Below are 20,199 nucleotides of genomic sequence, written 5' to 3'. Positions count from 1 at the left end.
ATGACCACACAGCTTGCAACTCCGGCTCCCAGCCGTCCCATGGCCATCGGCGACCACTTGCGCGAATGGCGTCAGCGCCGCCGTCTCAGCCAGCTCGATCTTGCCGGCGATGCGGAGATTTCCACGCGCCATCTCAGTTTCGTCGAAACCGGCCGTGCAGCGCCGTCGCGTGACATGGTGCTGCGCCTTGCCGAACGATTGGATGTACCGCTGCGGGAGCGCAATGTGCTGCTGGTCGCTGCCGGCTTTGCACCTGCCTTCCCGCAACGCAAGCTGGACGATCCGGCGCTCGCATCCGCACGGCAGGCTATCGATATGGTACTCAAAGCCCATGAGCCGCACCCGGCGCTGGCTGTGGACCGGCACTGGAATCTGGTTTCAGCCAATGCCATGGTGATGCCGCTGCTCACCGGCATCCCCGCTGAACTACTGGCCCCGCCGCTCAATGTGCTGCGGCTGAGTTTCCATCCGCAGGGGCTCGCGGCACGCACGATCAATCTCGGCGAGTGGTGCGCGCATCTGCTCGAGCGGTTGCACAGGCAATGCGAGACGACGGCCGATCCCGAACTGATCAAGCTCTATCAGGAGCTGAAGGCCTATCCGGTGCCATCGCGCTCGGCGCCGATCGCCGCGGACAGTGTCGTGGTGCCATTTCGAATGAAGCATGGCGACGATGTGCTGAGCTTCATGTCCACCACCATGACGTTCGGTACGCCACTGGATATCACGCTCGCCGAGATCGCCATCGAAACGTTTTTCCCAGCCGATGCCGCGACCACGCAAAAATTGCGGGAGTTGGCCGGCGCGGTGTAGGAGCGGGGCTCCCGGCCTTGCCGCATGGACCTATGCAGCCTATTTGTGGTCAACCAAGACCGCAGGGAGGACGCTATGAGCGCCATCAAGCCGCTTCAGATCGATATCGTCTCCGACGTGGTCTGCCCGTGGTGCTATATCGGCAAGCGCCGCATCGAGAATGCGATGGCGCTGGCGTCCGATATTCCCGTTCATGTGAACTGGCGTCCGTTCTTCCTCAATCCCTGGATCCCGCCCGAGGGCATCGACCGCTCCACCTATCTCGAGACCAAGTTCGGTTCGGTGGACGCCTATAAGGGCATTGCCCAACGCGTCGTCGCCGCGGCGGACGAGGAGGGGCTGAGCTACAAGCCGGATTCGGTGAAACGCCAGCCCAACACCACGGATTGCCATCGTCTGATCCTGTGGGCGGATGCGATCGGCAAATCGGCCGAGATGAAGCAGAAGCTGATGGAATTGTATTTCCGCGATGGCGGAGATCTCACCCAGACCGAGACGCTGGTTCAGGCCGCAGCCGATATCGGGCTCGATGCCGACGATGTCCGCCGCCGTCTGGCGACGGACGAGGATGTCGAGCGCATCTCCGCACAGGCGAAGGAAGCGTCCGACAAAGGCATTTCCGGCGTGCCGACTTATGTGTTTGCTCAGAAGTATGCGGTGTCGGGCGCGCAGGATCCGGACAAGCTCGCACGGGCGATCCGGCAGATTTCCGCAGAGATCAATGCGGAGGCGGCGGAATAGCAGCTAGCGTCCGCGCAGGCGACGCACGATCTGTTTCGCCTGTTCGCGCGCGCGATGCCGCAACAACAGCGCTGTGTAGGTTAGCGCCGCCACTGGATCGTTCCTGTGCAAGGGCAGCACCACATCACCGATCGCGAGACGTTCGCGCCAGATCGGATCGATCATCGGATGCCCCGGCGCGGCCGTGGAATCCGCGGAAGCAATGGCGGGGTCGGCACATAGATGTCGAGTCACGTCGAGTGTGAGCTGAACGCCCGGCGAGAATTTTGCAAAACGCTCGTCGATCCCGATTTTGAAATAGTAGGCGCGATCGAGGTGACGGATCATGACGCCCGACGCCACCGGGGCGTTGCCGACCTTCAGTGTTACGATCTCGCACTGGCCGCGGGCGGCGAGGGCATCGGTAGCCCGGCGGATGAAGGCTTTGTCTCCGGCCCGCTGCTGCAGCGCGGTGCCACGTTTGCCCTTCCAGCCGCTGGCTTCCAGGACGAGAAACATATCCAGCGCAGCGGCGATTTCGGCCGGCGTATGGGCGACATGGAACGTGACCGCGCCATGTTCGGCGAGGCGATTACGCTGGCGGCGCAGCTCCTTCAGCTTTTTGGCCCCCAGCCCGTCGCGTAGCGCCTGTTCGGCATCCTGGGTCGCATCGAGACCGGCGCGGACATGGGAGGCGATGATGCGCAGCGATATGCCTTCTTCGGCCAGCACATCGCGCATTGCCGCCATCGCCGGGCCTTCCAGCGAGATATTGTGAAGAACGATCGCGCGGGCGCCGCTCTGGCGGGCCTGGGCGAACAGGGTGGTTGCTGCTTCATGCGCTGCATGACGGTCGAACAGCGGCGTCGAGAGCGTGCCATAGGCATCGGCATTGACCAGCACCGGCAGCGGCAACCGATGGGCGCGGCGGAGAGAGACCACGGGGAGCAGGCCGATCAGGTTGCCGTCGCTCCAGGCCGTCAGCGCCGAGACATCGGTCAGGCCTTCCGCCGAGCCGCTCACCGCCAGTTCCCAATCGGCGAGGTAATAGCCATTGGGCTCGATGGCGCGTGCCTGCAGCGCGCGCCAGGCATCGACCGGGATCGCTGTCAGTTTCGCCGGCGCAGCCAACGGGGCCGTGGGCGAGTGCGCCTGCACCTCCGCTCCCTCGCTGCGACCAGCCATGAAATCGGTGAGATCGACCACGTCCGTTTCCCCTCGAGAGAGGGACGATAGACCAAACATGCCAAGATCTGGTTTTCGCCGGCACGCAATGCAAGCTGTTTCACAAACCCCTTGTTCACCAATCCGTCCCGAAAAATGTCGTGATTTCAAGGGTAGCAAGCCATGCAAAGGCGCGAGGGGCGCAACGCGGCTGACCGGGGGGGCTGGAAAATGACGTGGGCGCCGCGCTATCAAGGACATGGAGGATCTCTCATGAAAGCACTCGTTCTGGCAGCAACTGCCCTGGCCCTGATTGCGACCTCGGTTGCGACGCCGGCATCGGCACAACGGCGCGGTGGCGGCGAAGAAAAAAGCCCGCATGCCAACCCGCCCGAAAAGCCTAAGCCCGACGAAAAGGCCTACAAGGCTGCGCTGGAGCGGATCCCCGACGCCAAACAGAAATACGATCCGTGGGGCGGCGTTGCGCCGGCTCAGACACCGGCGCCGGCCGCAGCCGCCAAGAAGAAATAACCCGTCCTGGCCGTGGGCGGTTCGCCATGAACCGTCCCGATCCCAATCGCGACCAAATGCAAGTCGTGGCAGCCTGTCGCATTGCTGGCGAAGACGCTGCCTGATGTCACTTGCAGTCGGGCGGGGCTGATCCGTCACGCAGCCCGGCCGGGAGGTCGTTCGATGATGGGTCTTGTCGTTCGCCACGCGCTCATCGCCGCTGCCGTGCTGTTCGGCGGTTCTGCGGCTTTCGCGGAAAGCCGGGTGGCGCTTGTGATCGGGCAATCCGCCTACAAGGCGGTGACGCCGTTGCCGAACCCCGCCAACGACGCCAGGGCGATGGCGGCGATGCTGACCGATGCCGGCTTCGAAGTGCAGTCGGCCTCCGACCTGTCGCAGAACGATCTGCGCGCGAAGATCAGCGAATTCGCTGCCACCGTCGCCGCCAAGGGGGCGGACACCACGTCGCTGGTGTTCTATGCCGGCCATGGCGTTCAGGTCGATGGCGAGAATTTTCTGATGCCGGTGGATATCGATCCCAAACGCGAGATCGATGTCACGCTGCAGGGCGTGCGCCTCAACGACATCCTCAATACGCTGAACGCATTGCCGAGCAAGAGCCGCATCATCCTGCTCGATGCCTGCCGCAACAATCCGTTCCCTGCCATCAGCAAGGCGCCGCGCGGTTTGGCTCATGTGGACGTGAAATTCGGGGCTCCCGGCACGCTGCTGTCGTTCTCCACCGCGCCCGGCGCCGAAGCCGAGGATGGAACCGGCGCCAACAGCCCCTATACGACGGCGTTGCTGAAAGCGGGCCGTGAGCCAGGCATTCCCATCGAGGAAGCGTTCAAGAAGGTACGGCTCGCGGTGAATCTGGCGACCGAAGGGCGGCAGACCCCATGGGAGAGTTCGTCGCTGGTGAATGATTTCCGCTTCTTCGGCGCCGGCGCGGACATCAAGCCGCCAGCCAGCGATGCTGGGCCGGAAACGAAGGCGGGCGTCGAGGTCGCGGCCCGCAGTGGCACCGCTGCCGACGATGCCCGGGCTGCTGTCAGGAAGCGCTCGGCGGAGGAGTGGAAGAAGGAATTGACAGGCAAGCCGATCCGGGAAGCGCACGACATGATCGTGTTCGACGGTTCGGTGGAAGCCTATGAAGCCTTCGTCAGCCTCTATGCTGCGCCGCCTTTCGGACCGGAGGCGCGGGACTGGCTCGACCGCCACTATCGGATGGTCGCCTGGAATATCGCTGTGATCACCAACACGGTGGCTTCTTATGAAGCCTTCCTCGTCAAGTTTCCCGATAGCGAACAGGCGGAGACGGCGCGAAACCTGATGGCGCGTGTGCGTAACAAGCCGGTCCCGACGCCGGCTGCCGCCGCGCTGACTAATGTCGCGGCACTGGCGACGCCGGTCTCCGCGCCGACCTGTCCATGCAATGCCCCGCCCGCTGCCGCCTCCAAGAAGGCCGAGAAGCCCGCCCAGGCCGATAGAACGAAGAAGCGTGCCGACCGCTCCCCGCCACGCCGCCGCGGGGAGGTCATCGAGGAAGAGGAGATCGTGGTGCGGCGTCCGCCGACCGTCTATTATGCACCGCCTCCGCGCTTCTATGGCGGCGGATATGGCGGTGGTTACAGCCGCGGTGGCGGCTACGGCGGTGGCTATAACAGCGGTAGGCGCTACTAGCGTTTTTATCGGAGCATGATCTCCGTCCGAAACCGGTTGCCGCTTTTCGGGATCATACGCTAGTCGAAGGCGATTCCGATCTGGCGTTCGCTGCTCCAGACCGGCCGGCCACGGCGGATGAACTGATCCGCCTCAATCACGAGATGAAAGTGTTGGGGAACGCCGATCGGGCTCGCCACCTCGACACGTGCACCGGAGGCCGACATGTTGCGGACGGTGCAATCGATGCCGCCGCCGCCGTTGAACGTCAGTACACCCCGTTTCAGAACCCGCTGGCGCGGATGTCGCCGTCGCTCGATCATGGCCCGTTGCCCCGTGTCGTCTCCATACGAGACATATAGCTACATCGCCTTGCCAGTCGTTGAAGCCGATCGCAGAGATCCGGACCCCTCCGTTTACACTTCCTGAAGGTCTGGCAGACAATTACCGGCAAAGTTTCAGGGAAACTTCAGATCGTGCCGGGCCGGGCGATGCTAGCGTCGGCAGCGAATGCCGTGTGCAGTGCCCGCAATCGCAGGCCGCTGGCGTTCGTTTTCCCGGGGAGGGGATCGCGATGAAGACTGCCCGCGTATTGCTTGCGTCCATGATCGTATTTGTCAGCATGCCTGCCAGGGCCGTGACCATCGATCTCGCCACCATGTCGTGCAAGCAGTTCGTCGAATCCAAGCCCGACGAGATCCAGATGGTGCTGACCTGGATCGATGGCTGGTACAAGGGCGACTCCGACGATGCGCTGATCGATACAGATGTGTTCGTAGAAAACGCCAAGAAGTTCGGCGCCTATTGCGCCACCAATCCGGGCGTCAGCATCGTCACCGCGGCCGAGAAGATTCTGGGCAAGTAGTCGCGTGACAGGTCGGATGTCTCCGCGTCTCGATGTCCGGACATGTCCGCCCGTGCAGGGCGGGTGGGGCTGTGTTGCCGGCGAGCGGTTGGCGCGCATGAGAGACCGATGGTATAAGAGCTCCGTATTGGAGGGAGCCTTTAATCATGAGACTGCTCAGCGTCGCCCTGATGCTCGCGCTACTGACCGGACCCGCCTCGGCGCAGATGATGAATCTGATGCCGGAGGTGAAAACCATGACTCCGGAGGAGAAGGAGCAGGACGCGATCCGGCAAAAGGCCTATCGCGACTCCCTGAAGCAGATTCCCGATAACAAGGGCTCGGTCGATCCTTGGGGCAATGTCCGCAGCGATGCGCCGAAGGCTGCTGCCCCGGCCAAGCAGTCGCGCACCAAGACAGGCAGCGCTGCGCAATAGATCCTCTCGGGAAGGGGTGTACCGGGCCTGTGCTACCGCGTGACGCGGGCGCCGGTGATCAATTGTTCCACGAGGAGAGTGGCACTTCGAACATGCCGCCAGCGTCGTCGTTCTCCACGACGATCGCGCCCTTCACGACGCCCGTGCTTCGGACCAGTTCCGCGGCGAGTTCGCGCGCATGCTTCATCGCATCCTGCTCGGACTCGAAGCTGGTGCCCTCCTCGTCGAGAAAGGTATCCTCGGAGATGATGTGAAAATAGAAGAGCGGCAATGGAGATCACCACGTCTGCGACGCGTCGCGTTGTTCGCCAGCATCTGGGTTGCCGTAGGACAATGGTACCGCTAACCCAAGTCGTTCCGCGCGTCGACAAAAATCGTGCAAAATTTGCGGCGAATATACGGTTTTTTTGAGCGATGTCCCGTGTGGTGCCTGTTGTGGAACACGCCGATCGCATGTGGCGATCATCAGCTTGGCCCTGAGGCTGAGGCCGGTCTGGCGGGGGAACGATGATGGCGGACTATATATTCTGGTTGGCGTCCATCATGATGATCGCGAGCAGTCTCTATTCTGCGCCGCGGATCGCGCGGCACCGTATCGCGATGCAGTGGGGCTTCGACGGCAAGCCAACATGGTTCGCGCCGAAACCAATAGGCCTGTGGGCGCTGATTGCCCTCGCGCTCGGGATCCGCGCGATAATCTGGGCCGCGACGACCTGGATGCCCCATCGCGTGCACGGTGCTGACATCGGCGTAGCGGTCGTGTCGGTAACGCTTCTTGTATCGCATCTGTTTGTGCTGCGGCGTGCAACGAAGAGCGGATAAGGTCGGTTGCCTTTGCCGGCCATCGGCCGCTATGTCATGCGCATTGAAACAAACGACAGGCAACAAGCAGGACCTATGCGAACGGCTTCGGTTTTCATCGGCGCTGCTCTAGCCGAAATCGTTGGCTGCTTCGCCTTTTGGGCCTGGCTGCGGCTCGGCAAGTCCGCGTGGATACTGGTGCCAGGCGTTGCGTCGTTGCTCGTGTTCGCGTGGCTTCTGACGTTGGTCGAAAGCGAAGCTGCGGGCCGAGCCTATGCCACCTATGGCGGTATCTATATTGCGATGTCGGTGTTGTGGCTCTGGCTCGCCGAGGGCTTTCGTCCGGATCGCTGGGATATTGTGGGGGCGGCGATCTGCTTGATCGGCGCTGCGGTGATCATCGCCGGACCGCGTTAGCCGGGCACATGCTGGCCTTTCCGCGCGGGATCGTGTAAAAGCTCGCAGCTTCTTCACAAATCTGAAGAGGCTATGATGAACGATCTCAGCACATGGTTCGAACAGCAGCACCACGGCCTGCACAGCTTCCGTTCCTTCCAGCAAAAGCTCGCCGATCTCAGCAGCCGTGCGCCCGAGCACAGCGCGCTCTGTCAGCTGCTGCACCATCTCGTCGCGCCCTATATCGATGCCTATGACGAAGCGCCGCTGCCGGCTGCGGACGCTGAACGCGCGCACCGGCAACTGACCGAACTGCTCAAGACCATCGATCTCGCCGCGCCTGTCGAGCGACGTCTTGCCGACGTCAATCGCATCGCAAGCTGCGATCTGGTGAGCCAACTCGCGCGCTGAGCCGCCTCGCGCAGGTGTCAATCGCTGATGCCGTCGCGATCCCTGAGGGTCATCATCGTGGCGGTGAGGAGGGCGATCAGCTTCTCCTGACCATTGCCGATGGCGAAGACCTCGGACTGCGTGAGCGTCAGCGTGCGCCCGGGCTTCACCACGCGCCCGCGCGCGACAATACGCTCGCCCACGGCCGGCGCGACCAGATTGATCTTGAATTCGGTTGTCAGCACGCCCGTGCCTTCGGGCATCAGGCTGAGGGCCGAATAGCCCGCGGCGCTGTCGGCGATTGCGCTGACAGCACCCGCATGGACGAAGCCATGTTGCTGCGAAATGGCGGGCGAGGGGATCATCACGATCTCCACTGCGCCCGGCGCAATGTTGCCGAGCGATGCGCCGAGCGTGGTCATCAGGCCTTGCTTGGCAAAACTGTCGCGGATGCGGGTGGTGGCGTCCATGCGGGTGTCCTGAGGCGATGAGCGGTGAATGGGGACGATGCCGTCAGATCGTATCCGGCGTCATTGGAAATGAAAGGCTTCGCCCGGAACCGCTGCGCTGGTCATCGGATCGCGTGAATGCGCCGCAGCCCAACTCCTTGTGGAGTTGTCTATTTTGATAGACAAATCGCTGCGGGCCGCTATACGACTGGCTGATAGCAGCAGATCGACCGGACGCTTTCCGCCCATGGCCTACAGCATCTACGGAACGCCGTATAAGCCGACGGAGAAGGTGTTTTACGGTACCGTCGAAACCCTTGACCACGCAGTGGCCGAGCTGAAGCGTCTGCGCAAGGCTGGGGTCGCCGAAGTCTATGCGATCGGGATTTCGCCGGAGCTGGCGAAGCTGCCGCTGCCCGCTGCGGCCGCCGAAGTCTGAAATCCTGATCCTGGGGCTGCGAGCCCAATCCGGACAAGTCCGCAAATTATGGGCGGCCAGTACCCAGATTTCATCAAGAACATATTGCGAACATAGAACAGATAGGGTACATTGAATCAATCGAGCGGCACTGCCGTTCCGTTTGTCCCTGTCGCGAATCCCTTCATAAGGAGCTAGATCAATGGCCGCCAATCCGACTGCCTTGCGTATCGTTGAAGGATCCTCCATGGACAAGTCCAAAGCCCTGTCGGCTGCGCTCTCCCAGATCGAGCGCCAGTTTGGCAAAGGCTCGGTGATGAAGCTCGGCAAGAACGACCGCTCGATGGATATCGAGGTGGTGTCCTCGGGCTCCCTCGGCCTGGACATTGCGCTTGGTGTCGGCGGCCTGCCGCGGGGACGTATCATCGAGATCTACGGGCCGGAATCTTCGGGCAAGACCACGCTGGCGCTGCATTGCGTCGCCGAGGCGCAGAAGAAGGGCGGCATCTGCGCTTTCGTGGACGCCGAACATGCGCTCGATCCGGTCTATGCCCGCAAACTCGGCGTCAATGTCGACGAGCTCCTGATCTCGCAGCCCGACCATGGCGAGCAGGCGCTGGAAATCGCCGACACGCTGGTGCGCTCGGGCGCAGTGGACGTGCTGATCATCGACTCGGTGGCTGCGCTGGTGCCGCGGGCAGAACTCGAAGGCGAAATGGGCGATGCGCTGCCGGGCCTGCAGGCGCGGTTGATGAGCCAGGCGCTGCGCAAGCTGACCGCCTCGATCAACAAGTCCAACACGATGGTGATCTTCATCAACCAGATCCGCATGAAGATCGGTGTGATGTACGGCTCGCCGGAAACCACCACCGGCGGCAATGCGCTGAAGTTCTACGCCTCGGTCCGCCTCGACATCCGCCGTATCGGTGCGATCAAGGAGCGCGATGAGGTGGTCGGCAACTCGACCCGCGTGAAGGTGGTCAAGAACAAGCTGGCTCCGCCGTTCAAGCAGGTCGAATTCGACATCATGTATGGCGAAGGCGTCTCCAAGATGGGCGAGATTCTCGATCTCGGCGTCAAGGCCGGCATCGTCGAGAAGTCAGGCGCCTGGTTCTCCTATGACAGCCAGCGTCTCGGTCAGGGGCGCGAGAATTCGAAAGCGTTTCTGCGCGCCAATCCGGACATGACCGCCAAGATCGAAGCGGCGATCCGGCAGAATTCCGGCCTGATCGCCGAGCAGATTCTCGCAGGCAAGCCGGAAAGCGATGACGGCGACGACGCGGAGCCTGCTGAGGATTGATCGGCGCGTTCGGCCTTGCCGAGCAGGGTCGGATCAGCTGCGAAAATCGGTTCGCGGCGGTGTGTTGCGGGGGTCTGTTGCCGATGCCTCGCAATGCCTGTCGCATACGTCGAGGGCCCCGTTCGCGGGGCCCTGTTCGTTTGGAGCTGCAGCTTGGGTCGGATCCGCGCCGGCCGGATATTGCGAGGCCGGGTCCCTGCACCGCGCATCGCTTGCATCGCGGCGGCGACCGCGGCGATACTGTCCGCTCGCATTGATTTGCAGACCGGATGAGGGGGATTGGCAATGAAGGTAACCGTCACCGTGGACTGCACGCCGCTTGAGGCACGCGAATTTCTCGGGTTGCCCGATGTGCAGCCGATGCAGGCGGCGATGATGGATCAGATGCAGAGAAAGATGACGGAGAATATGGACAAGTATTCTCCGGAGGCGATCATGCAGAGCTGGTTCTCGTTTGACCCGAAGGTTGGCGAGCGTTTTCAGGACATGTTCGCGAACATGGCCGGGCTCGGCGGCGCAGCGAAGGACAAGAAATAGACGGTTCAGCCCGTCCGCCGCATCTCGGCCGCATGCTGCCGCAGCGGCGGTGTACGCATCTGCAGGCTCGCATCATGTGCATGGCGCGAGATGGCATCGATCACCGTGCCCCACATGGAGATCGGCAGTGCATGGCCCATGCGGTCGATCAACATCAGTTTGGCGCCCGGGATCGACGCGGCGGTGTCGCGGCCGGCGGCCGGGTGTACCAGGGGATCGACTTTGCCATGGATGACCAGCGTCGGTGCCGTCACCTGGGCGAGGCGCTCCCTGCGGCTGCCCGAAGCGAGAATGGCGCGTAGCTGGCGACCGACGCCTTCCGGGTTGAGGCCGCGGGCATAAGTGCGTTCGGCCCGGTCGAGGTCGCGTGCCTCGTCATCCGGGAAGCTGCCGACGCGCAGGAACAGCCAGGTCTGCTTGAAACGCTCGATGAAGGCCTCATAGCCGTCCGGCTGCCGCTGCAGCAGTTTCAGCGTCACCTGACGGCTCGGTTGCGGCAGGCGCGGATCGCCGGTGGTGGACATGATCGAGGTCAGCGAGCGCAGACGCTCAGGATAGCTGATCGCCATCTCCTGCGCGATCATGCCGCCCATGGACGCGCCGACCACATGCGCTTTGCGGATATGTAAGACGTCAAGAAGTGCCACGGTATCGGCCGCCATGTCGGACAGCTTGTACGGTGCGGCGAGGGGAATGTTGAGGAAGCGCAGCTTCGCCAGTTCATAGAGGGAGAACTTCTTGCCGCCCGTCATTTTCGATGACAAGCCGATGTCGCGGTTGTCAAAACGGATCACGCGAAAACCGCGACCGGCGAGTTCGCGGCAGAAATCGTCGTCCCAATGGATCAGCTGCGCGCCGAGACCCATGATCATCACCATGGGTTCCGCGTCGCTGTAGCCGAAGATGTCGTAACAAATATCGATCCCGTTCGCCCGCGCGATGCGCGGCGGCTGGTACGGGACTTCGATCTGTTCGCGGAGGAGACGGACGTGCTGGTTCATGTCATCTGTATGACATGGATAGCCTCAATGAAAAAGTTACAAGCACCCGCTTGAGCGATCAAATCGTCGCGGGACTTAATGATATGTTGTCGCAGAGCCTTTTGTGACAGTGTTTTCGGCGATTGTGACAGTGATTGTGACGAACAAAGGCCAGTGTTCCATTGTCCCAATTGGCGTGACGTCGTGCAGATGGTTGTCGTCCCGACGCCGCGCGCCTGTACGAAGCCCTCATGGTGAGGAGCGCGCCCTTGCGCGCGTCTCGAACCATGAGATGGCTTGGCTCGGCGCTCTTCGGCCCATCCTTCGAGACGCCGCTACGCGGCTCCTCAGGATGAGGGACGGAGAAGTGAGATAGATACTGAGTTGAACGCGGTATCGTCCCTAGCAGAAGCAGTCGAAAAGCGCCCCAGACCGCTTTATAAGTCAGACTCTCAGGATGAGAGGGAGTGCGTGGATAAGTTGCGATCGATCACCCGAACCGTCGGCGTTGCCACTCGATCAGTTTGGCGCTGACCTCGTCTGGCTTTTCCTGTTGCGTCCAGTGTCCGCTGCCCTTCACGAGATACTTTTCGAGATCGGGAACGATCTTGTCCATGCTGTCGGCAGCGGAAGGCGGTAGCACCGCGTCGTTCTCGGCCATGATCATCAGCGAAGGCACGCGTACGGTGTGATCGAGGCCGTCGGCCCGCCGCCAATTGGCGCTGATATTGCGATACCAGTTGATGCCGCCGGTGAAGCCTGACGCCGTGAAGGCATCCACGAACACCTTCATCTCGTCTTTGGAGAGGATATGTTCGCGATGGTCGCGCGCCGGATCATAGGCTGCGACCATGTCGGGCAGCGCGAGATTGGTTTTCGGCGCGGCGCCGATACCGGCGGTCGGCTCTTCATTCCCCGAAAATGCATCGAAGCCGGAGGCGCGTTGCGGCGGCTTTCGCATGAAGAAGTCGAAGGTGCGGCGGACATCATTGGCGAAGATGCCGTCAGGCCTGCGCGCGGGGTCCTGAAACTGGACGATATACATGCTGTCGCCGAACCGCTTGCGATAGATCGAGATCGGATCGATCGGCGCGCGGTCCGTATGCGGCGTGTTGATGCCGACGACGCCGGCGACACGCTCGGGATGCCGCAGCGGCATCTGCCAGACGACGAAACCACCCCAGTCATGACCGACGAAGATTGCGTTGTCGATCTTCAGATGATCGAGCAGGGCGACGAGATCGCCCGTGAGATGCTCGATACTGTAGTCCTCGACGGCCGCCGGCTTGTCGGTCGCACCATAGCCGCGCTGGTCCGGTGCGATGACGCGGATGCCGGCTTCGCTGAGGGCCTTGATCTGGTGACGCCAGGAGAAGGCGAGTTCAGGCCAGCCGTGGCAGAGGATCATCGGCGGCGTGTCGGACGTCGGCCCGGCGTCGTAATAACCCATGCGGAGGCCGGGAAGGTCGGCATATTGAAGCGGTGGCATGGTGAGCATGGTTGGTCCTGCGATCAAATTCGTCATTCCGGGGCGCGCCTAGCGCGCCCCCGGAATCTCGTGCGGTAAGTCTCATGATGGGATCCCGGGTTCGCGCTAGGCGCGCCCCGGGATGACGACCGGCGGATGCCGGCCGTTAATTCACCTGCCGATCCTTGCCGGCCCAATACGGCTCCCGTAATTGCCGCCGCAGGATTTTTCCCGATGCATTGCGTGGCAGCGCCTGGATGAAATCCACCGTCTTTGGCGTCTTGAAGGCAGCGATGCGTTGACGGGCGAAGGCAATGATATCGACTGCGTTGATCTCCTTGCCCGGCTTCAGCGCCACCACGGCTTTCACCGCTTCACCCCATGTATCGTCGGGTACGCCGACCACGGCGACTTCGGCGACATCCGGATGATCGCAGATCGCGCTCTCGACTTCGGCGGGATAGATGTTTTCGCCGCCGGAAATGATCATGTCCTTGATGCGGTCGTGAATGTAGAGGAAGCCATCCTGGTCGAGATAGCCGGCATCGCCGGTGCGCAGCCAGTTGTTGCGGTCGAGCGTGCGCGCGGTGGCGTCGGGTAGATTCCAGTAACCGATCATGTTCGATGCCGAACGCGTCGCGATTTCGCCGACTTCTCCCACGGGCAGCTCCTTGCCGTCGGGATCGAGAATGGCGATCTCGATACCCGGCAGTGCCTTGCCGGCGGAGCGCATGCAGTCGCGCCCCTCGACGTGATCCTCCGGCGCCAGCACGACAATGGTGCCGGTGGTTTCGGTCATGCCATACATTTGCACGAAGCCGCAGCCGAACACCGCGATACATTCCCTTAGAAGTGCAGCAGGGATCGGCGAGGCGCCATACATGATGTATTTGAGCTGCGAGAAATTCATCTCGCGCGCCCGTGGCTGCCGCACGATGAACTGCATTGCCGCCGGCACCAGGAACAATTTGCTGATGCCGTAGTCGCGGAAGAAGTCGAGCACCTTGTTCGGATCGAACTCACGCGCGATCACGCTCTTTGCCCCGTTGTAGAGCCCGAACACCGCCCAGCCCACACCGCCGATATGGAATATCGGCATCGCCACCAGCGAGACGTCGGTGTCCGTCCAGACGTTCCAGTCCGGATTCTGGTCGGTGCCGCCGATACGCAGCAGCGACAGGAAATTCTGATGCGACAGCATCGCGCCTTTAGGGTTTCCCGTGGTGCCGGATGTGTAGAGCTGGATCGAGACGTCGTTCTTGGTGGTCGGGATATTTGGATCGCTGTCGCTTTGCGCGTCGCGCCAGGCCGTGAAATCTCTCCATTCCGGTGCGCCGCTTTCCATGGTCATGATCGTGCGGACATGCGGAAGCCGATCCTTGAGGCCGCGCACAAGGTCGATAAATTCCGGTCCAACGAACAGCACCGCTGCCCTGGCGTCATCGACGATGAAAGCGATCTCCGGGCCGGCCAGGCGCCAGTTGACAGGGGCCGTGACGACTTTGGCTTTCACGGCGCCGAGCAGCAGTTCGATAAAGAGATCGCTGTTCTTGCCGAGATAGGCGATGCGCTCGTCCGGCTTGACGCCCAGTGCAGCCAGGCCGTTGGCGACCTGGTTGGCGCGGCGATCGAGTTCGGCGTAACTGGTCTCGCGCCCTTCGAATACCAGCGCGGTCGAGTCTCCGCGTGTCTTGGCCTGAATGCGAATGACATCGGCCAGCGTAGCCGCTTCCGCAACGGACATGGTCTCCCTCCCTCCGACTTTTTAATTGCCGGGAGTGTGAGGGCGTCGATGAAAACTGACAAGACAAGAAAGGTGCTGCGGTGCGATGAGCAGACGCGACCTTGTGTAACAAGGCGCTCGTCGTGCCTCAAACTCCGTCACCTAGCCCACGCGACGGCTCGTCGCCCGCTGTCTCGAAAAATACCGCGCCGGTGGTGCGCCAAAGACGCGACGGAACATCGCGATAAAATTGCTCGGTGTTGCATAGCCGAGCCGTTCGGCGACGTCGGCCACCGGCTCGTTGCGGGCGAGGCGCTCCAGCGCCAGCGTCAATCGCGCCTGCTGCCGCCATTGGGCAAAACTCATGCCGGTGTCGGCCATGAAGATGCGGCGTGCGGTTCGCTCCGACAGGCCGGCCCATGCGGCGAATTCCTGTAGCGTACGGTTGTCGTTCGGTCGCCTGATCAGCGCGTTGGCGATGCGCAGCGTCCGGGCTTCGGTGGGCATCGGCAGATGCAGCGGCTCCTGCGGCGCGCTACGGATTTCGTCGAGCAGCACCGCGACCAATCGGGTCTGCGCCGGCGTCAGCCGGTCGACGCCCGCCCAGCCTGCCGCGCGCCGCACCAGCGCACGCAGCAGGTCGCTGACCCCCATGACGCAAGGCTGCGGCGGCAATGTCCTGCTCGCGGCCGGGGTCAGCAGCACGCCCCATCCGCTGAGCACGCCGCTCAGCGTCACCTTGTGAGATAGCCCGGGCGGCAGCCAGCCGATGCGTTGCGGCGGCAATAGCCATGAGCCCTGTTTCGTATGCAGGCGGATCAATCCGCTTTCGATGCAAAACAGCTGGCCGCGGCGATGGTGATGCCAATCCAGCTCGCGGGTGCCGAGCCGAAATGCGTCGCCGGGCTCGTCGCTGCCCCAAACGGCGATCGCCGATGGCCCGTCGATGCGCTCCGTGAACGAGGTCATGGCACCATGCCTTTTCAGAACCGCTCCAGCATGGCCGGTTCTCATTATTTTACGTCCGGATGTCGTTAACGGGTTTGGAGCGCCGGGTCTATCTCCGCATGCAGGTCAACGAACAGTCAGGAGACGACGATGAGCCTCGATAACGGTGCCTTTCTCATTCACGACGTTGCTGCGTTCCCGATCGTGTGGGTCCGGCACGATGAGATCCAGCCGGGAAGCGCGTCGCAGTGGGAAGTCGAGATGGACGATCTGATCGGCCGCAATCAGCCTTTCGTGATGATCATGGCAAGTCATCAGCACCATGAGGAAGCGCATGAAGATCGCAGGGCAAGGGGACTTTGGCTCAAGCGCAACAAGGCGACGCTTGCGCTGCTTTGCCGTGCCATCATCGCGGTGGAGCCGAATGCGGTGACCCGCGTCCTCGTCGAGGCGCAGTCCGCCTTGGCGACCAAGGCCTTCGGCATCAAGTCGGCCGTGGTTTCATCAGAGGAGGAAGCGATACGTGTCGCCGAGGAGCGGTTGCGGGACGCTGCGCGTTCCCGTTGACCGCCATGGACACTGGCTCCCTCATGGTGAGAAGCGCGCCGTTTGGCGCGCGTCTCGAACCATGAGTTGGTGATCGCATCCATCCTTCGAGACGCCGCGCGGTGCGCGGCTCCTCAGGATGAGGGACGGAGAAGCGAAATACTGAGTTGAACGCGGCATTGTCCCGAGCAAAAGCAGTCGAAAAGCGCCCCAGACCGCATTTCCAGTCAGACTCTCAGGATGAGGGAGCGTTGGTTGAAGAACGGCGCGCGCTTACCCGCGCTTCGCCTTGTCTTTCTCGTTCTGCGCCATGATGCTGGCCTTGGCTGCATCCCAGTCGGCGTCCGACCATTCGCGCAGCTGATAGAAATTGCCGCCCATGGCGAGCGCCTGCGCGCCGTCCATGGCGATGGTCTCGCCGTTGATCCAGTCGCAGCCTCCGGAGATGAGGAACACCGCGAGGTTCTGCAGTTCCTCCATGGTGCCGGTACGACCCATGGGATTCCACGCCTTGGTGCGCGCGCCGGCTTCATCGCCCGGCTTGATGCGCTTGCTCATGCCCTCGGTCGGGATTTCTCCCGGCGCAATAGTATTGAGGCGGATGCCGTAACGACCCCATTCGGTGGCCAGCGACATGGTCATGGCATGGATCGCCGACTTGCTCATGGCGGAGGGCACCACATAGGGGCTGCCATTGCGCACCCAGGTCACGGTGATCGACACCACATTGCCGCGCGTCTTGCCGGCGATCCAGCGGCGGCCCACGGCGTGGGTCACGTAGAACGTGCCGTGCATGACGATGTTGGCGACCGCATCGAAACCGCGCGGCGAGAGGTCCTGCGTTCTCGAGATGAAATTTCCGGCGGCATTGTTGATGAGGTCGGTGAGGGGGCCGTCGGCCCAGATGCCCTCGATCATCGCATCCACCGCCGCGCTGTCGCGAATATCGACGCCGTGGCTGGTCACCTTGCCGCCGAACTCGGCCATCAGCTCGGTGGCGGTCTCGTCGCAGACGCTCTTGCGGCGACCGCAGATATGAACCTCAGCGCCCAGTTGCAGAAACTTTGCCGCCATGGATTTGCCGAGGCCGGTGCCGCCTCCCGTCACGAGGATATTTCGGCCGGCGAGGAGCTGCTGATTGAACATGGGAGGGTCCTGCTTTAAGAGGGTGCGGACGGGTTAATTAGTTGATTGACTAAAGCCCCACAAAAGCGGTGCTGTAAAGCGCAAGAACACGTTCCATCGTGTTCGTGAAGAAGTCTAGGAAGGAAACCTCCCATGGAAGATCGCGTCCAGGTGTCCATCACGGGCGGCGTCGCCGATGTCCGGATGGTCCGCGCGGACAAGATGAACGCGCTGGATGCCGCGATGTTTGCGGCTTTAGTGGACACCGCCGACAGACTCAGCCGTGAAAAGGAAGTGCGCGCGGTGGTGTTGTCCGGCGAGGGGCGGGCCTTCTGCGCCGGCCTCGACATGGGACGATTCGCCGCCATGAAGGAAAGCGGCGGTGACGGTATCGGCGGTGCCCAGAAGCGCGATTTGTCGATCCGCACCCATGGGCTCTGCAATCACTCGCAACAGGCCGTCTGGGGGTGGCGCCAGCTGCCGGTCCCGGTGATTGCGGCCGTGCATGGGGTCGCCTTCGGCGGCGGCTTTCAGGTCGCGCTCGGCGCCGACATGCGCTTCCTTGCGCCGGACACACGCATGTCGATCATGGAAATCAAATGGGGCTTGGTGCCGGATATGGCCGGCACGCCGATCCTGGCTTCGCTGGTGCGCGACGATGTCCTGCGCGATCTCACCTACACCGGTCGCATCTTCTCGGCGCAGGAAGCGCTCAGCTACGGCCTTGCCACGCGTATCGTCGATGATCCGCGCACGGCAGCTTTGGAGGCGGCGCGCGAGATCGCCGGCAAGAGCCCGGATGCGATCCGCGCGGCCAAACGCATGCTCAACAATCTGTCGGGCGATCCCGGCCCGGCGCTGCTGGCCGAGTCCGTCGAGCAGATGAAGTTGATGGGGGCGCCGAACCAGACCGAAGCGGTCCGCGCGAATATCGAGAAGCGAGTGCCGAATTTCGTGGATTAGCCACTATCACACTCCGCCCCCATCCTGAGGAGCGGCCGCAGGCTTCGTCTTGAAGGATGACGATGGAGCTCTACCAGCTCATGGTTCGAGACGGCGCCAAAGTGGCGCCTCCTCACCATGTGGACTGAGATTTCAAGAAGAATAACAACAACGCGGAAACGTCCATGTCCTCTACTTCTCTCCGCCACGGTGTCATCTCAGGCGACCGTTTGCGCTCGTTCGACGATATCAATGCCCGCGCCAGCCGTATTGCCTCGGGTCTCGCAAAACTCGGGGTCAAGCAGGGCGACAGCGTCAGCATTTTGATGCGCAACGACATCGCGTTTCTGGAAGCCGCCTATGCGGTGGCGCGGCTGGGCGCCTATGCCGTGCCGGTGAACTGGCACTTCAAGCCGGAGGAAATCACCTATGTGATCAAGGACTCCGGCAGCAATGTCCTGATCAGCCATGCTGATATGCTGCATCAACTGCGCGATGCGATTCCGGCCGGGATCACGACAATCTCGGTCGCGACACCGCCGGAGATCGTGAAGAACTATAAAGTCAATCCTGCGACGCTTCACGCGCCCGATGGTGCCGTCGATATGGAAAGCTGGATCAGCGAGCTACCGCCTTACGATGGTCCAGTGGTGCCGGCACCGCACAACATGATCTATACCTCGGGCACCACCGGCCATCCGAAAGGCGTCCGTCGTTTCGCACCGACGCCGGATCAGCAGAAATCCGCAGATGCCATGCGTGCCCGCGTCTATGGTCTCAAGGAAGGCTCGCGCGCGCTGTTGCCCGGTCCGCTCTATCATTCCGCTCCAAACGCCTTTGCTTTGCGCGCCGGCCGCCTCAACGGTTTGCTTGTGATGATGCCGCGCTTCGATGCCGAGGAATTTCTCCGCATCGTGCAGGATGAGAAGATCGACACGATCTTCATGGTCCCGACCATGTTCATCCGCCTGATGAAGCTGCCCGAGGACGTCCGCAAGAAATACGACATGTCCTCGCTGCGCCATATCATCCACGCGGCCGCGCCATGCCCGGCCGATGTCAAGACAGCCATGATCGACTGGTGGGGCCCGGTGATCTACGAATTCTATGGCTCCACGGAATCCGGCGCCGTCACTTTTGCCAATTCCGAGGACGCGCTGAGGAAGCCCGGCACCGTCGGCAAGATCGCGCCCGGTGCCGAGCTGCGCTTTCTCGGCGACAACGGGGAGATTTTGCCGCAGGGCGAGGTCGGCGAGATCTATTCACGCATCGCGGGTAATCCGGATTTCACCTATCACAACAAGCCGGAAAAGCGCGCCGAGATCGACCGCGACGGTTTCATCACCTCAGGCGATGTCGGTTACATCGATGCCGACGGTTACGTCTTTATCTGCGACCGCAAGCGCGACATGGTGATCTCCGGCGGTGTCAACATCTATCCGGCAGAGATCGAATCGGCGCTGCACGCGCTCCCCGGCGTGCACGATTGCGCGGTTTTCGGTATCCCCGACGCGGAATTTGGCGAGAGCCTGATGGCCGTGATCGAGCCGCAGCCGGGCGTGGTGCTGGATCTCGCAGCGATTCGCACCGAGCTGAAGAAGGCGCTGGCCGACTACAAGGTGCCGAAGCAGATGGAAATCCAGAGCAATCTGCCACGTGAAGATTCCGGCAAGATCTTCAAGCGCCGCCTGCGCGACCCGTATTGGGCGCAAGCAGGGCGGGCGATTTAACTCCGCCCCCTCATGGTGAGGAGCGCGCTATAGCGCTCGTCTCGAACCATGAGATGGCTTGGCTCGGCGCTCTTCGGCCATCCTTCGAGACGCCGCTACGCGGCTCCTCAGGATGAGGGACGGAGAATCGAGATCCTGAGCTGAACGGGCATTATTCCGAGCAAAAACAGCCGAAAACCACCTCGACCGCTTTATGAGTCAGACTCTCAGGTTGAGGGTCTGTGCGCGGGCCGATCCCTCAACTTCATCTTGCATCGCAACAAAAACTGCTCCCAAATGCACTCCCGGCCATTTTC

24 protein-coding genes are annotated in these 20,199 nt (G+C 62.2%); 15 read left to right on the top strand and 9 right to left on the bottom strand.

The window, feature by feature from the left end:
- On the top strand, positions 1-813 hold the full coding sequence (locus E0H22_RS18440; RefSeq protein WP_233022444.1) for a helix-turn-helix domain-containing protein: 813 nt from the start codon (positions 1-3) through the stop codon (positions 811-813).
- A 75-nt stretch (positions 814-888) separates the two neighbouring features.
- On the top strand, positions 889-1,554 hold the full coding sequence (locus E0H22_RS18435; protein WP_233022443.1) for a DsbA family oxidoreductase: 666 nt from the start codon (positions 889-891) through the stop codon (positions 1,552-1,554).
- A 3-nt stretch (positions 1,555-1,557) separates the two neighbouring features.
- On the opposite strand, the gene E0H22_RS18430 is transcribed toward E0H22_RS18435, so the two are convergent.
- Complete coding sequence (locus tag E0H22_RS18430; RefSeq protein ID WP_430715285.1) at positions 1,558-2,718, bottom strand: GNAT family N-acetyltransferase; 1,161 nt, start codon at positions 2,716-2,718, stop codon at positions 1,558-1,560.
- A 252-nt stretch (positions 2,719-2,970) separates the two neighbouring features.
- Here E0H22_RS18430 and E0H22_RS18425 point away from each other — a divergent pair, with 252 nt between their 5' ends.
- Positions 2,971-3,228 carry a hypothetical protein gene (locus E0H22_RS18425; protein WP_233022441.1) on the top strand — a complete coding sequence of 86 codons (258 nt, stop codon included), beginning with the start codon at positions 2,971-2,973 and terminating at the stop codon, positions 3,226-3,228.
- A 162-nt stretch (positions 3,229-3,390) separates the two neighbouring features.
- Positions 3,391-4,890, top strand: coding sequence for a caspase family protein (locus E0H22_RS18420; protein WP_233022440.1), 1,500 nt, complete (start codon positions 3,391-3,393; stop codon positions 4,888-4,890).
- A gap of 59 nt (positions 4,891-4,949) precedes the next feature.
- Here E0H22_RS18420 and E0H22_RS18415 read toward each other — a convergent pair whose 3' ends face one another.
- Positions 4,950-5,192 (bottom strand): PilZ domain-containing protein, encoded by a 243-nt coding sequence (locus E0H22_RS18415; RefSeq protein WP_233022439.1) that lies wholly within the window; start codon positions 5,190-5,192, stop codon positions 4,950-4,952.
- Positions 5,193-5,443: 251 nt separating this feature from the next.
- Here E0H22_RS18415 and E0H22_RS18410 point away from each other — a divergent pair, with 251 nt between their 5' ends.
- The gene (locus E0H22_RS18410; RefSeq protein ID WP_233022438.1) at positions 5,444-5,734 is read left to right on the top strand and encodes an HdeA/HdeB family chaperone; all 291 of its coding nucleotides are present in this window, start codon (positions 5,444-5,446) and stop codon (positions 5,732-5,734) included.
- 146 nt (positions 5,735-5,880) lie between these two features.
- Positions 5,881-6,150: a hypothetical protein gene (locus tag E0H22_RS18405; RefSeq protein WP_233022437.1), complete on the top strand. Its 270-nt coding sequence runs from the start codon at positions 5,881-5,883 to the stop codon at positions 6,148-6,150.
- Between the two features lie 58 nt (positions 6,151-6,208).
- On the opposite strand, the gene E0H22_RS18400 is transcribed toward E0H22_RS18405, so the two are convergent.
- Positions 6,209-6,421 carry a DUF6894 family protein gene (locus E0H22_RS18400; protein WP_233022436.1) on the bottom strand — a complete coding sequence of 71 codons (213 nt, stop codon included), beginning with the start codon at positions 6,419-6,421 and terminating at the stop codon, positions 6,209-6,211.
- Positions 6,422-6,693: 272 nt separating this feature from the next.
- Between E0H22_RS18400 and E0H22_RS18395 the strand changes: the two genes are divergently transcribed.
- The 3 genes from E0H22_RS18395 to E0H22_RS18385 all read left to right on the top strand — a co-directional run bounded on the left by E0H22_RS18395 (position 6,694) and on the right by E0H22_RS18385 (position 7,758).
- Positions 6,694-6,972: a hypothetical protein gene (locus tag E0H22_RS18395; RefSeq protein ID WP_233022435.1), complete on the top strand. Its 279-nt coding sequence runs from the start codon at positions 6,694-6,696 to the stop codon at positions 6,970-6,972.
- A gap of 75 nt (positions 6,973-7,047) precedes the next feature.
- The gene (locus tag E0H22_RS18390; protein WP_233026419.1) at positions 7,048-7,368 is read left to right on the top strand and encodes a YnfA family protein; all 321 of its coding nucleotides are present in this window, start codon (positions 7,048-7,050) and stop codon (positions 7,366-7,368) included.
- Positions 7,369-7,443: 75 nt separating this feature from the next.
- Complete coding sequence (locus E0H22_RS18385) at positions 7,444-7,758, top strand: hypothetical protein (RefSeq protein ID WP_233022434.1); 315 nt, start codon at positions 7,444-7,446, stop codon at positions 7,756-7,758.
- Positions 7,759-7,775: 17 nt separating this feature from the next.
- Here E0H22_RS18385 and E0H22_RS18380 read toward each other — a convergent pair whose 3' ends face one another.
- Positions 7,776-8,207, bottom strand: coding sequence for a PaaI family thioesterase (locus E0H22_RS18380; protein ID WP_233022433.1), 432 nt, complete (start codon positions 8,205-8,207; stop codon positions 7,776-7,778).
- Between the two features lie 226 nt (positions 8,208-8,433).
- Between E0H22_RS18380 and E0H22_RS18375 the strand changes: the two genes are divergently transcribed.
- The 3 genes from E0H22_RS18375 (at position 8,434) to E0H22_RS18365 (ending at position 10,441) form a co-directional block, all read left to right on the top strand.
- Positions 8,434-8,625, top strand: coding sequence for a hypothetical protein (locus tag E0H22_RS18375; protein ID WP_233022432.1), 192 nt, complete (start codon positions 8,434-8,436; stop codon positions 8,623-8,625).
- 181 nt (positions 8,626-8,806) lie between these two features.
- Positions 8,807-9,904, top strand: coding sequence for a recombinase RecA (recA, locus tag E0H22_RS18370; RefSeq protein WP_233022431.1), 1,098 nt, complete (start codon positions 8,807-8,809; stop codon positions 9,902-9,904).
- Between the two features lie 285 nt (positions 9,905-10,189).
- A complete protein-coding gene (locus E0H22_RS18365) occupies positions 10,190-10,441 on the top strand; it encodes a DUF6489 family protein (RefSeq protein WP_233022430.1) in 252 nt (83 codons plus the stop codon).
- 5 nt (positions 10,442-10,446) lie between these two features.
- Here the strand turns inward: E0H22_RS18365 and E0H22_RS18360 are convergent, their stop codons facing one another.
- From E0H22_RS18360 to E0H22_RS18345, 4 genes are all read right to left on the bottom strand, one after another.
- On the bottom strand, positions 10,447-11,442 hold the full coding sequence (locus E0H22_RS18360) for an alpha/beta fold hydrolase (protein WP_233022429.1): 996 nt from the start codon (positions 11,440-11,442) through the stop codon (positions 10,447-10,449).
- A gap of 469 nt (positions 11,443-11,911) precedes the next feature.
- Complete coding sequence (locus tag E0H22_RS18355) at positions 11,912-12,919, bottom strand: alpha/beta fold hydrolase (protein ID WP_233026418.1); 1,008 nt, start codon at positions 12,917-12,919, stop codon at positions 11,912-11,914.
- 136 nt (positions 12,920-13,055) lie between these two features.
- Positions 13,056-14,633 (bottom strand): fatty acid--CoA ligase, encoded by a 1,578-nt coding sequence (locus E0H22_RS18350; RefSeq protein ID WP_233022428.1) that lies wholly within the window; start codon positions 14,631-14,633, stop codon positions 13,056-13,058.
- A gap of 141 nt (positions 14,634-14,774) precedes the next feature.
- Positions 14,775-15,581: an AraC family transcriptional regulator gene (locus E0H22_RS18345; RefSeq protein WP_233022427.1), complete on the bottom strand. Its 807-nt coding sequence runs from the start codon at positions 15,579-15,581 to the stop codon at positions 14,775-14,777.
- 129 nt (positions 15,582-15,710) lie between these two features.
- On the opposite strand from E0H22_RS18345, the gene E0H22_RS18340 reads away from it, so the two are divergent.
- On the top strand, positions 15,711-16,127 hold the full coding sequence (locus E0H22_RS18340; protein WP_233022426.1) for a hypothetical protein: 417 nt from the start codon (positions 15,711-15,713) through the stop codon (positions 16,125-16,127).
- A 252-nt stretch (positions 16,128-16,379) separates the two neighbouring features.
- Here E0H22_RS18340 and E0H22_RS18335 read toward each other — a convergent pair whose 3' ends face one another.
- Positions 16,380-17,252, bottom strand: coding sequence for an SDR family oxidoreductase (locus E0H22_RS18335; protein WP_233022425.1), 873 nt, complete (start codon positions 17,250-17,252; stop codon positions 16,380-16,382).
- Positions 17,253-17,384: 132 nt separating this feature from the next.
- On the opposite strand from E0H22_RS18335, the gene E0H22_RS18330 reads away from it, so the two are divergent.
- Together E0H22_RS18330 and E0H22_RS18325 are read left to right on the top strand one after the other, a co-directional pair.
- Complete coding sequence (locus E0H22_RS18330) at positions 17,385-18,194, top strand: crotonase/enoyl-CoA hydratase family protein (protein WP_233022424.1); 810 nt, start codon at positions 17,385-17,387, stop codon at positions 18,192-18,194.
- A 164-nt stretch (positions 18,195-18,358) separates the two neighbouring features.
- Positions 18,359-19,903, top strand: a complete 1,545-nt coding sequence (locus tag E0H22_RS18325) for an acyl-CoA synthetase (RefSeq protein ID WP_233022423.1) — start codon at positions 18,359-18,361, stop codon at positions 19,901-19,903.
- The last annotated feature ends 296 nt before the right edge of the window (positions 19,904-20,199 follow it).

This window comes from Rhodopseudomonas boonkerdii, assembly GCF_021184025.1.
Taxonomy (GTDB): domain Bacteria; phylum Pseudomonadota; class Alphaproteobacteria; order Rhizobiales; family Xanthobacteraceae; genus Tardiphaga; species Tardiphaga boonkerdii.
Note: the sequence above shows the minus strand (reverse complement) of the source record. Positions and strands in the feature narration are given on the sequence as shown.

What these genes read in the sequence shown, in the direction of transcription:
- E0H22_RS18375 (WP_233022432.1), top strand. Translation starts at nt 8,434, where the DNA reads ATGGCCTACAGCATCTACGGAACGCCGTATAAGCCGACGGAGAAGGTG.
- E0H22_RS18360 (WP_233022429.1), bottom strand. Translation starts at nt 11,442, where the DNA reads ATGAACCAGCACGTCCGTCTCCTCCGCGAACAGATCGAAGTCCCGTAC.
- E0H22_RS18385 (WP_233022434.1), top strand. Translation starts at nt 7,444, where the DNA reads ATGAACGATCTCAGCACATGGTTCGAACAGCAGCACCACGGCCTGCAC.
- E0H22_RS18390 (WP_233026419.1), top strand. Translation starts at nt 7,048, where the DNA reads ATGCGAACGGCTTCGGTTTTCATCGGCGCTGCTCTAGCCGAAATCGTT.
- E0H22_RS18350 (WP_233022428.1), bottom strand. Translation starts at nt 14,633, where the DNA reads ATGTCCGTTGCGGAAGCGGCTACGCTGGCCGATGTCATTCGCATTCAG.
- E0H22_RS18405 (WP_233022437.1), top strand. Translation starts at nt 5,881, where the DNA reads ATGAGACTGCTCAGCGTCGCCCTGATGCTCGCGCTACTGACCGGACCC.
- E0H22_RS18435 (WP_233022443.1), top strand. Translation starts at nt 889, where the DNA reads ATGAGCGCCATCAAGCCGCTTCAGATCGATATCGTCTCCGACGTGGTC.
- E0H22_RS18345 (WP_233022427.1), bottom strand. Translation starts at nt 15,581, where the DNA reads ATGACCTCGTTCACGGAGCGCATCGACGGGCCATCGGCGATCGCCGTT.
- E0H22_RS18425 (WP_233022441.1), top strand. Translation starts at nt 2,971, where the DNA reads ATGAAAGCACTCGTTCTGGCAGCAACTGCCCTGGCCCTGATTGCGACC.
- E0H22_RS18415 (WP_233022439.1), bottom strand. Translation starts at nt 5,192, where the DNA reads ATGATCGAGCGACGGCGACATCCGCGCCAGCGGGTTCTGAAACGGGGT.
- E0H22_RS18440 (WP_233022444.1), top strand. Translation starts at nt 1, where the DNA reads ATGACCACACAGCTTGCAACTCCGGCTCCCAGCCGTCCCATGGCCATC.
- E0H22_RS18395 (WP_233022435.1), top strand. Translation starts at nt 6,694, where the DNA reads ATGATGATCGCGAGCAGTCTCTATTCTGCGCCGCGGATCGCGCGGCAC.
- E0H22_RS18355 (WP_233026418.1), bottom strand. Translation starts at nt 12,919, where the DNA reads ATGCTCACCATGCCACCGCTTCAATATGCCGACCTTCCCGGCCTCCGC.
- E0H22_RS18365 (WP_233022430.1), top strand. Translation starts at nt 10,190, where the DNA reads ATGAAGGTAACCGTCACCGTGGACTGCACGCCGCTTGAGGCACGCGAA.
- E0H22_RS18430 (WP_430715285.1), bottom strand. Translation starts at nt 2,718, where the DNA reads ATGGCTGGTCGCAGCGAGGGAGCGGAGGTGCAGGCGCACTCGCCCACG.
- E0H22_RS18340 (WP_233022426.1), top strand. Translation starts at nt 15,711, where the DNA reads ATGAGCCTCGATAACGGTGCCTTTCTCATTCACGACGTTGCTGCGTTC.
- E0H22_RS18335 (WP_233022425.1), bottom strand. Translation starts at nt 17,252, where the DNA reads ATGTTCAATCAGCAGCTCCTCGCCGGCCGAAATATCCTCGTGACGGGA.
- E0H22_RS18330 (WP_233022424.1), top strand. Translation starts at nt 17,385, where the DNA reads ATGGAAGATCGCGTCCAGGTGTCCATCACGGGCGGCGTCGCCGATGTC.
- recA (WP_233022431.1), top strand. Translation starts at nt 8,807, where the DNA reads ATGGCCGCCAATCCGACTGCCTTGCGTATCGTTGAAGGATCCTCCATG.
- E0H22_RS18420 (WP_233022440.1), top strand. Translation starts at nt 3,391, where the DNA reads ATGATGGGTCTTGTCGTTCGCCACGCGCTCATCGCCGCTGCCGTGCTG.
- E0H22_RS18325 (WP_233022423.1), top strand. Translation starts at nt 18,359, where the DNA reads ATGTCCTCTACTTCTCTCCGCCACGGTGTCATCTCAGGCGACCGTTTG.
- E0H22_RS18380 (WP_233022433.1), bottom strand. Translation starts at nt 8,207, where the DNA reads ATGGACGCCACCACCCGCATCCGCGACAGTTTTGCCAAGCAAGGCCTG.
- E0H22_RS18410 (WP_233022438.1), top strand. Translation starts at nt 5,444, where the DNA reads ATGAAGACTGCCCGCGTATTGCTTGCGTCCATGATCGTATTTGTCAGC.